The following is a 9,407-nucleotide window of genomic DNA, read 5'->3' as shown; positions in this document are numbered from 1 at the left end:
GGATTCCGTCGGCATCGGCGGCGCCCCCGATGCCGAGCGCTACGGCGACGCGGGGGCCGACACGGTCGGCCACATCGCCGCCGCCTGCGCACGCGGGGAGGCGGATCGCGACGGGCTGCGGACCGGACCGCTCGCCCTGCCGAACCTCGTCCGGCTCGGCCTCGGCGAGGCGTGCCGGCTCGCCACCGGACGCGTGCCGCCCGGTCTCGCGACGACCGGCGCGCCGGCGGGGCGCTTCGGCTGCGCCGCGGAGCGCTCCAAGGGCAAGGACACGCCGTCCGGCCACTGGGAGATCGCCGGCTGTCCGGTGACGTTCGACTGGGGCTATTTTCCCCGGACCGTGCCGAGCTTCCCGCCGGAGCTGACCGCGGCGCTGTGCCGGGAGGCCGGGCTTCCCGGCATCCTGGGCGACTGCCACGCCTCCGGCACCGAGATCATCGCGTCGCTGGGCGACGAGCACGTGAGCACCGGACGGCCGATCTGCTACACGTCCGCCGACAGCGTGTTCCAGATCGCGGCACACGAGGAGACGTTCGGGCTCGATCGCCTCTACGACGTCTGCCGCATCGCCCGCCGGCTCGTCGATCCCCTGCGCATCGGCCGCGTCATCGCCCGGCCGTTCATCGGCACGAGCCCGGCGACCTTCGTGCGCACCGCCAACCGCAAGGACTTCGCCGTGCCGCCGCCGGGGGCGACGCTTCTCGACAATGCCACCGCGGCGGCCCGCGACGTGATCACGGTCGGCAAGATCGGCGACATCTTCGCCCATCGCGGCACCGGCCGCGAATGGCCGGCGAGCGGCAACGACGCGCTCTTCGACCGCACCGTCGAGGGCGCCCGCTTCCTCGCGGACGGCGGCCTGCTGTTCGCCAACTTCATCGACTTCGACAGCTTGTACGGCCATCGCCGCGACGTCGCCGGCTACGCGGCCGCACTCGAACGGCTCGACCGCCGGCTGCCCGAGCTGTTCGCCCTGCTCCGCGACGGCGATCTCGTCGTGATCACGGCGGACCACGGCTGCGATCCGACCTGGGCCGGAACCGATCACACCCGCGAGCAGGTTCCGGTTCTGATGCACGGAACCGGTGCGGGCGAGATCGGACACATGCGGTCGTATGCAGAGATCGGCGCGACGGTGACGACGCACCTCGATCTGCACTGAACAGCCCGCGTCGGAGACGGGTCTCGCACCGGCGCGCCGGACTCGGTGCCGCCGCACCTTCGTCCAGGAACAATCCCTCGCGGCTCGCGTTCGCCCCACATCGGGTTCAAGAACAAGGAGCAACGATGGCGCGGCGTGTGCTGGTTACCGGCGGAGCGGGATTCATCGGGTCCCATGTGACGGATCTCCTGCTCGAGCGCGGTTATCGGGTCCGCGTCCTCGACAATCTCGATCCCCAGGTTCACGGCGGAGAGACCAAGCCGCGGCATCTGTCGCGCGAGGCGGAGCTCGTCGTCGGCGATGTCCGCGATCGTGACGTTCTGGCCCGCGTGCTGTCCGGCACCGATGCCGTCATTCATCTCGCCGCCGCCGTCGGCGTCGGCCAGAGCATGTACGAGATCGCCTCCTACACCAACACCAACGACCTCGGCACCGCGGTGCTGATGGAAGCGCTGCTGAGCAACCCGGTCGAGCGGCTGGTGGTCGCCTCGTCGATGAGCATCTACGGTGAAGGATTGGCGCGCCGCGCCGACGGCACCCTGGTCGAGCCGGCCGAGCGCAGCGCCGAGCAGCTCCGGCACGCGCGCTGGGAGCCCGAGGACCAGGACGGCGCACCGCTCGAGGCGGTGCCCACGCCGGAGACCAAGCATCCGGCGCTGAACTCGATCTACGCGCTGAACAAGTACGTGCAGGAGCGCATGTGCCTGATCACCGGCCGGGCCTACGCGATCCCCACGGTGGCGCTGCGCTTCTTCAACGTGTTCGGCCCGCATCAGGCGCTCTCCAACCCGTACACGGGCGTGCTGGCGATCTTCGCCGCGCGCCTGCTCAACCAGCGGCCGCCGCTGGTGTTCGAGGACGGCGAGCAGCGCCGCGATTTCGTCCATGTGCGCGACGTGGCCGAGGCCTGCCTGCTCGCGATGACGACCGACACCGGGATCGGCGAGACGTTCAATGTCGGCTCCGGCCAGAGCCGGAGCATCTCGTCGGTCGCGCACGACCTCTCCGCCGTGATGAACGCGAGCGACCTCGCGCCGCACGTCACCGGCAAGTACCGCACCGGCGACATCCGCCACTGCTTCGCCGACCTCACCAAGAGCCGCAGCCGCCTCGGCTTCGCCCCGCAGGTCGAGTTCGGCGCCGGGCTCGTCGAGCTCGCCGAGTGGCTCGCCGGCGAGATCGCCATCGATCAGGTCGAGCACGCCACCGCCGAGCTGGAGCGGCGCGGCCTCGTCGCATGACGGCGTCGCGCCGGCAACGATCCGCAGAGGCCATCGCATGAAGATCGCTCTCGTCAATCCGCCGTGGCGCTACGACGGCAGCATCTATTTCGGCTGCCGCGCGCCGCATCTGCCGATCGAGCTCGGCTGCGCCAAGCAGCTCCTCGACGCGGCCGGCCACGACTCGACCATCGTCGACGCGCATCTGTTCGGCCTGACCCTCGCGGATCTCGTCGAGCAGGTGCGCGATCTGCGGCCCGACATGATCGTGATCACCACGGCGCCGACCTATCTGTTCTGGCGCTGTGCGCCCCCCGAGCTGCGGGTTCCCCAGGAGACGGCGCGGGCGCTGCGCGAGCTGGCGCCGCTGCTGGTGGCGATCGGCCCGCACGGCTCGACGACGCCGCGCGCGGCGCTGAGAAAGCTCGACGTCGATCTCGTCGTGATGGGCGAGAGCGAGGAGACGCTCGTCCGCATCGCCGCCGGCGAGCGCGACGGCGTGCCCGGCCTGTGCTTCCAGGAGGGCGGCGCGATCCGGGTGCAGGGCGGGCCGCAGGCGGCCCGCTTCGTCGACATGGCGCCGCTCGCCTGGCCGGATGCGTTCATCGCCCGCCATCACCATCATCATCATCGCTTCGACGCCGAGCCGAAGGCGCCGGGCGCCGAGGTCGAGGCGTCGCGCGGCTGCCCGTACAACTGCACGTTCTGCGCCAAGGAGAACTTCCGCAACGGCTACCGCCGGCGTCCGCCCGCCTCGGTGCTGGCCGAGGTGGACCGCCTGCAGCGGCAGGGCATCGAGTACGTCTATTTCATCGACGAGATCTTCCTGCCGAATGTCGAGCTGCTGGAGGGCCTGGTCGGCCGCGGGCTGAGCTTCGGCGTGCAGACCCGCATCGACCTGTGGAAGCCGGATCAGCTCGCGTTGCTCGGCCGCGCCGGCTGCGTGTCGGTCGAGGCCGGCGTCGAGAGCCTGAGCCCCGAGGGCCGCGACGCGCTCGCCAAGAAGTGCCGCCTGTCCACCGACGAGCTGGCCGAGCGCCTGCTCGCCGCCAAGCGGCACATCCCGTTCGTGCAGGCGAACCTCATCGAGGTGCCGCAGGACGACGACGAGACCGTGCAGCGCTGGCGCGACACCATGCGCAATGCCGGCGTCTGGGCGAACGATCCGGTGCCGCTGTTTCCCTATCCGGGCTCGCCGGACTACCGGCGCCTGTGGGGCGAGCCGGACGACGACGCCTGGGAGCGGGCGCACGCCTGGTACCTCGAGCAGTTCGTCGGCTTCAGCGAGATCCAGGAGGAGCGGCCGCGGCCGCTGCACGAGCTCGAGCGGGAGTGCTGCGCGTGAGCCGGCAGAGGGGCTTGCGCGTGCTGATGACGGCCGATGCGGTCGGTGGCGTGTGGACCTACGCGACGACACTGGCCCGGGCCCTGGCGGAGCGCGGCCACGAGATCGTGCTGGTGACGCTCGGCCCGGCGCCGACGCCCGCGCAACGCGCCGCGCTCACCGGTGTCGCGGGCGTCCGGCTGCTCGTCACCGATCTGGCGCTCGAATGGATGGATCCCGAAGGCCGCGACCTTTCTCGCGCGCGCGACATGCTCGCCGGCGTCGCGGACGATATCGCGCCCGACATCGTCCATCTCGGCGGCTATCGCGAGGCGACCATCCCGTTCGCGGCGCCCGTGCTGGTCGTGGCGCATTCCTGCGTGCGCTCGTGGTGGCGCGCCTGCCGGGGCGCCGAGCCGGACGAGCCGCGCTGGACCACCTACATGGACAATGTCGCGGCCGGGCTCGCGACGGCGACGGCCTGGGCGGCGCCGACGCTCGCCTTCCGCGACACGATCGCGGCGCTCTACGCCCCGCCCAGCGTCGGCATCGTGGTTCCGAACGGGATCGACACACAGGCTCTCGCGCCGGCTCGCGCGCCGGTGCCGCGCCGCCCCGTGGTGCTGGCCGCCGGCCGGCTGTGGGACGAGGCGAAGGGCCTCGACACGCTGCTCGCCGCCGCGCCGAAAATCCCGTGGCCGGTGCGTCTCGCCGGAGAGGCGGCTGCGCCGGACGGGCGCCCCGCGGTCTCGACCAGCGACACTGTCACGACCCTGGGCCCACTCGACCGCCCCGCCCTGCTCGACGAGATGCGCCGCTCCGAGGTCGTCGTCGCGCCGGCCCTGTACGAGCCGTTCGGCCTCGGCATCGCGGAGGCCGCCGCCAGCGGTGCGGCGCTGGTTCTCTCCGACCTTCCGAGCCTGCGCGAGCTGTGGGACGGCGCCGCGCTGTTCGTCGAGCCCCGCGATGCGGCCGCCCTGGCGACCGCCGTCAGGGGCCTCTGCGAGGATCCGGCCCGGCGCACGGCGCTGCAGCGGGCAGCGCGCGACCGCGCCGGCCGCTACACCGTCGCGGCGATGGCGACCCGCGTGGAGGGACTTTACGACGTGCTGGTCGCCGGCGCCGGCCGGGGCGCGGTGATCTCGACGGCGATCTCAGCGGAGACCGTGGCATGAAGGTCGTGATCTTCTGCCACTCGCTCGAATCCTGCTGGAACCACGGCAACGCGCATTTTCTGCGCGGCATCGCGCGGGAGCTGCTGCGCGGCGGACACGCCGTGGCCGTGCACGAGCCGGCCGAGGGCTGGAGCCGCAGCAATGCGCTCGCGGACGGTGGCCGGCACGCTTTGGCGCGGGCCTCCGACCTGGTGCCCGGCGTGGCGCTTCACCGCTACGAGGCGGCCGGACCGGACCTCGACGCCGCGCTCGACGGCGCCGACGTGGTTCTCGCGCACGAATGGAACGAGCCCGCCCTGATCGGCGCGCTCGGGACCCGGCGGGCGGCCGGCGGACGCTTCCTGCTGCTCTTCCACGACACTCATCACCGCGCCGTCACGGCGCCGGAGGAGATCGGCCGGTTCGATCTCGACGGCTACGATGCCGTCCTGGCCTTCGGCGAGGTGCTGCGCGAGGTCTACCGGGAACGCGGCTGGGGCCGCCGGGTGTTCACCTGGCACGAGGCCGCCGACACGGCGCTGTTCCGGCCGCTCGCGCGGGAGCCCGAGCGCGACCTCGTGTTCATCGGCAATTTCGGCGACGGCGAGCGCGACGCGGAGCTGCGCGGCTTCCTGATGGACCCGGTCGCGGCGCTCGGCATCTCGGCCCGCGTGCACGGCGTGCGCTGGCCCGAGGCGGCGCGGGCCGAGCTCGCGGCGCGCCGGATCGACTATGCCGGATGGCTGCCCAACCATCGCGCTCCCGAGGCCTTCGCCCGCGCACGCGTCACCGTGCACGTGCCGCGCCGCCCCTATGCCGAAGCGCTTCGCGGCATCCCGACGATCCGGATGTTCGAGGCGCTCGCCTGCGGCATCCCGCTGGTCAGCGCGCCCTGGGACGACGCCGAGGGCCTCTTCCCCGAGGGAAGCTACCTGAAGGTGCGCGATCGCGACGGCATGATCGCGGCCCTCGCCGGCGTGCTGCGCGACCGCGAGCGCGCCGGGCATCTCGCCCGCGCCGGGCTCGCCGCGGTGCGCGCACGCCACACCTGCGCGCATCGCGTCGCCGAGCTCCAGGCCATCATCACGTCTCTTCGAGGAGAGGACCGCATGTCCGTTCCGCCCGCCCCCGTCGTCGAGCCGAGCAGGATCGCCGCATCATGAAACTCCGCTTCTTCGGATCGAGCCTCGTCTCCTCATACTGGAACGGGGCCGCCACGTATTATCGCGGGCTCCTGAAGGCGCTCGCGGCGCATGGCGTCGACGTCGTCTTCTACGAGCCGGACGCCTATCAGCGCCAGCAGTTCCGCGACATCGCCGATCCGCCCTGGGCCCGCGTGGTGGTCTATCCGGCGACCGCGGCCGGCTGGCAGCAGGCGCTCGACGAGGCGGCGCGCGACGCCGACCTGCTGGTCAAGGCGAGCGGCGTCGGGGTGTTCGACCGCGAGCTGGAGATCGCGGTGCCGCACGCGGTGCGCAGCGGCGCCCATTGCGCCTATTGGGACGTCGACGCGCCGGCGACGCTCGACACGGTGGCGGGCGATCCGGACAATCATCTCCGCGACGCCGTGCCGCGTTACGATCTCGTCTTCACCTACGGGGGCGGCGACCCGGTGGTCGAGGCCTACGACAAGCTCGGCGCGCGGGCCTGCGTGCCGATCTACAACGCGGTCGATCCCGAGACGCATCACCCGGTGCCGGCGCGGGACGAATGGCGCTGCGATCTCGGCTTTCTCGGCAACCGCCTGCCCGACCGCGAGGCGCGGGTCGACGAGTTCTTCCTCGACGCGGCCGCGCGGGCGCCGCAGAAGAGCTTCCTGCTGGGCGGCTCCGGATGGGACGACAAGCCCGTGCCGGCGAACGTCCGCCGGCTCGGCCACGTCGGCACGGCCGACCACAACGCGTTCTTCTGCTCGTCGGTCGCGACCCTCAACATCAACCGTGCCAGCATGGCGCGCTACGGCTTCTCGCCGCCGACCCGCATCTTCGAGGCGGCCGGCGCAGGCGCCTGCCTGATCACCGACCGCTGGGACGGCATCGCCGATTTCCTGGAGCCGGACCGCGAGATCCTGGTGGTCGACTCGGGCGCCGAGGTCGCCGCCGTGCTGGAGCGCCTCGATCCGGCGCGGGCGCACCAGATCGGTGCCGCGGGACGTGCGCGCGTGCTCTCCGCCCACACCTACGCCCATCGCGCCCGGCAGGTGCTCGATCGTCTCGGCACGCCGGGCTTCGGGCGGGAGGCGGCAGAATGAGGCTCGACATCGTCGTTCTCGGACTGTCCATCACCTCGTCCTGGGGCAACGGCCACGCGACCACGTACCGGGCGCTGATCAAGGCGCTCAGCGAGCGCGGCCACACCGTCACGTTCCTGGAGCGCGACGTCGCGTGGTACCGGGAGCATCGCGATCTCCGCCGCCCCGACTGGTGCCGGGTGGAGCTCTACAAGCGCCTCGAGGATCTGCCGCGGCGCTTCGGCACGCTGGTGCGCGACGCCGACCTGGTGATCCTCGGCTCGTTCGTGCCGGACGGCACGGCGATCGCCGACTGGGTGACGTCGCAGGCCCGCGGCGTCACGGCGTTCTACGACATCGACACGCCGGTGACGATGTCGCGGCTGGAGCGCGGCGTCACCGACTACATCGCGCCGTCGCTGATCCCGAGATTCGACCTCTATCTCTCATTCACGGGCGGGCCGGTGCTGGAGCTGATCGAGCAGACCTGGGGCGCCCGCGCGGCGCGGCCGCTCTACTGCGCGGTCGATCCCGATCTGCACAAGCCGCAGGACGTTCTCCCGCATCTCGCGCTCGGCTATATCGGCACCTACAGTCCCGATCGCCAGCGCACGCTGGACCGTCTGCTGGTCGAGCCGGCGAGGCGGCTGCCGTCGCTGCGCTTCGCGGTCGCCGGGCCGCAATATCCGGCGGAGCTGGAATGGCCCGCCAATGTCGAGCGCATCGACCATCTGCCGCCACAGGATCACGCGCGCTTCTATTGCGGACAACGCTACACGCTGAACGTCACCCGGGCCGACATGATCGCGGCGGGCTGGTCGCCGAGCGTGCGGCTGTTCGAGGCGGGCGCCTGCGGCGTTCCGGTGATCTCCGACCGCTGGGCCGGGCTCGACGCCTTCTTCACGCCCGGCACCGAGATCCTGATCGCCGACTCGACCGAGCAGGCGGTCGCCATCCTGCGCGAGATCCCCGAGGAGCGGCGGCGCGACATCGCGGCGGCGGCGCGGAAGCGCACGCTGGCGAGCCACACGGCGCGCGAACGCGCCCGCGCGCTGGAGGAGCACTACGCCGAGGCGCGCGCCAGCCGTCCGCGCGAACGCGAAGGAACCGAGACCGGCGTCGGCGCCGTCGCCTAGGATCTGATCAGGAACCGACGGAGGCGCGAAGGTTTGTACATTGGCGAGACGCTCACAAGACGGTTTCACTGACGTGATGTCGCACGACGGTGACGAGAAGGACCAAGAGGGAGACGCGCGTGCCCGTGATCGGTAGGCTCAATATCGTCGTGACCGGCGGTGCCGGATTCATCGGCTCCCACCTGTGCGACCGCCTCGTCCAGAAGGGCCACGCGGTGACCTGCGTCGACAATCTCTACACCGGTCGCTTCGAGAACATCCGTCCGCTGCTCAACCACCGCAACTTCCGCTTCGTCGAGGGAGACGTGCGCGAGCCGCTCGCCGTCGACGGCCCGGTCGACCGCATCTACAATCTCGCCTGCCCGGCCTCGCCGCCGCATTATCAGCGCGATCCGATCGGCACCGTGAAGACCTGCGTGCTCGGCGCCCTGCACGCGCTGGAGCTGGCGCGCTCGACCGGCGCCCGCGTGCTGCAGGCCTCCACCAGCGAGGTCTACGGCGATCCGGAGATCCACCCGCAGCCCGAGAGCTATCGCGGCAGCGTCAACACGACCGGTCCGCGCGCCTGCTACGACGAGGGCAAGCGCTGCGCCGAGGCGCTGTTCTTCGACTATCGCCGGATGTACGGCGTGCCCGTGAAGGTCGCCCGCATCTTCAACACCTACGGCCCCCGCATGCTGGAGAACGACGGCCGGGTGATCTCCAACTTCGTCGTGCAGGCGCTGAGGAACCGGCCGATCACGCTGTACGGCGACGGCTCGCAGACCCGCTCGTTCTGCTACGTCGAGGACCTGCTGAACGGCCTCGAGCTCCTGATGGAGAGCGACGACGCGGTGACGGGTCCGTTCAATCTCGGCAATCCGCGCGAGGTGACGGTCAAGGAGATCGCCCGGATGGTGCTGGAGCAGACCGGGTCGCGCTCCCGCCTCGCCTATCATCCGTTGCCGCAGGACGATCCGCGCCGCCGCAAGCCGGAGATCGCGGCCGCCGCCCAGGCGCTGGGCTGGCAGCCGCGGGTGCCGCTGGAGGACGGGCTGCGCTCGACCATCGACTACTTCGCCCTCAAGGTGGCGACCCCCGAGGTGCCCCGTCCGGCCGAGAAGGCCGACGCCGTCGTCCTGGCGAATCGGCCCCCCCGCAAGCGGCGGACGGCGCTCTCCGCGGTCGCGGGGCAGGCCTGA

The 9,407-nt window shown here is 71.7% G+C and carries 8 protein-coding genes; all 8 read left to right on the top strand.

Going from position 1 to position 9,407, the window contains the following annotated elements:
- Nucleotides 1-1,162, top strand: a 1,162-nt coding sequence (locus tag CH341_RS23880) for a phosphopentomutase (RefSeq protein ID WP_111421490.1), incomplete at its 5' end; no start/stop codon positions are given.
- Nucleotides 1,163-1,287: 125 nt separating this feature from the next.
- Nucleotides 1,288-2,403, top strand: coding sequence for an NAD-dependent epimerase/dehydratase family protein (locus CH341_RS23875; RefSeq protein ID WP_111421489.1), 1,116 nt, complete (start codon nt 1,288-1,290; stop codon nt 2,401-2,403).
- 37 nt (nt 2,404-2,440) lie between these two features.
- Entirely contained in the window at nt 2,441-3,727 is a 1,287-nt protein-coding gene (locus CH341_RS23870; RefSeq protein WP_111421488.1) for a TIGR04295 family B12-binding domain-containing radical SAM protein, read from the top strand.
- Nucleotides 3,724-4,881 carry a glycosyltransferase family 4 protein gene (locus tag CH341_RS23865; protein WP_146604591.1) on the top strand — a complete coding sequence of 386 codons (1,158 nt, stop codon included), beginning with the start codon at nt 3,724-3,726 and terminating at the stop codon, nt 4,879-4,881. Before CH341_RS23870 ends, CH341_RS23865 begins: the two co-directional genes overlap by 4 nt.
- On the top strand, nt 4,878-6,023 hold the full coding sequence (locus CH341_RS23860) for a CgeB family protein (protein WP_111421486.1): 1,146 nt from the start codon (nt 4,878-4,880) through the stop codon (nt 6,021-6,023). Before CH341_RS23865 ends, CH341_RS23860 begins: the two co-directional genes overlap by 4 nt.
- Entirely contained in the window at nt 6,020-7,111 is a 1,092-nt protein-coding gene (locus tag CH341_RS23855; protein ID WP_111421485.1) for a CgeB family protein, read from the top strand. The genes CH341_RS23860 and CH341_RS23855 overlap by 4 nt, the downstream gene beginning before the upstream one ends.
- Nucleotides 7,108-8,226 (top strand): CgeB family protein, encoded by a 1,119-nt coding sequence (locus CH341_RS23850; RefSeq protein WP_111421484.1) that lies wholly within the window; start codon nt 7,108-7,110, stop codon nt 8,224-8,226. The genes CH341_RS23855 and CH341_RS23850 overlap by 4 nt, the downstream gene beginning before the upstream one ends.
- A gap of 119 nt (nt 8,227-8,345) precedes the next feature.
- A complete protein-coding gene (locus CH341_RS23845) occupies nt 8,346-9,407 on the top strand; it encodes a UDP-glucuronic acid decarboxylase family protein (RefSeq protein ID WP_111421483.1) in 1,062 nt (353 codons plus the stop codon).

This window comes from Rhodoplanes roseus (assembly GCF_003258865.1).
Lineage (GTDB): Bacteria > Pseudomonadota > Alphaproteobacteria > Rhizobiales > Xanthobacteraceae > Rhodoplanes > Rhodoplanes roseus.
Note: the sequence above shows the minus strand (reverse complement) of the source record. Positions and strands in the feature narration are given on the sequence as shown.

Excerpts from the sequence above, each read along its gene's own strand:
- CH341_RS23870 (WP_111421488.1), top strand. The coding sequence starts at position 2,441 with ATGAAGATCGCTCTCGTCAATCCGCCGTGGCGCTACGACGGCAGCATC.
- CH341_RS23875 (WP_111421489.1), top strand. The coding sequence starts at position 1,288 with ATGGCGCGGCGTGTGCTGGTTACCGGCGGAGCGGGATTCATCGGGTCC.
- CH341_RS23855 (WP_111421485.1), top strand. The coding sequence starts at position 6,020 with ATGAAACTCCGCTTCTTCGGATCGAGCCTCGTCTCCTCATACTGGAAC.
- CH341_RS23850 (WP_111421484.1), top strand. The coding sequence starts at position 7,108 with ATGAGGCTCGACATCGTCGTTCTCGGACTGTCCATCACCTCGTCCTGG.
- CH341_RS23860 (WP_111421486.1), top strand. The coding sequence starts at position 4,878 with ATGAAGGTCGTGATCTTCTGCCACTCGCTCGAATCCTGCTGGAACCAC.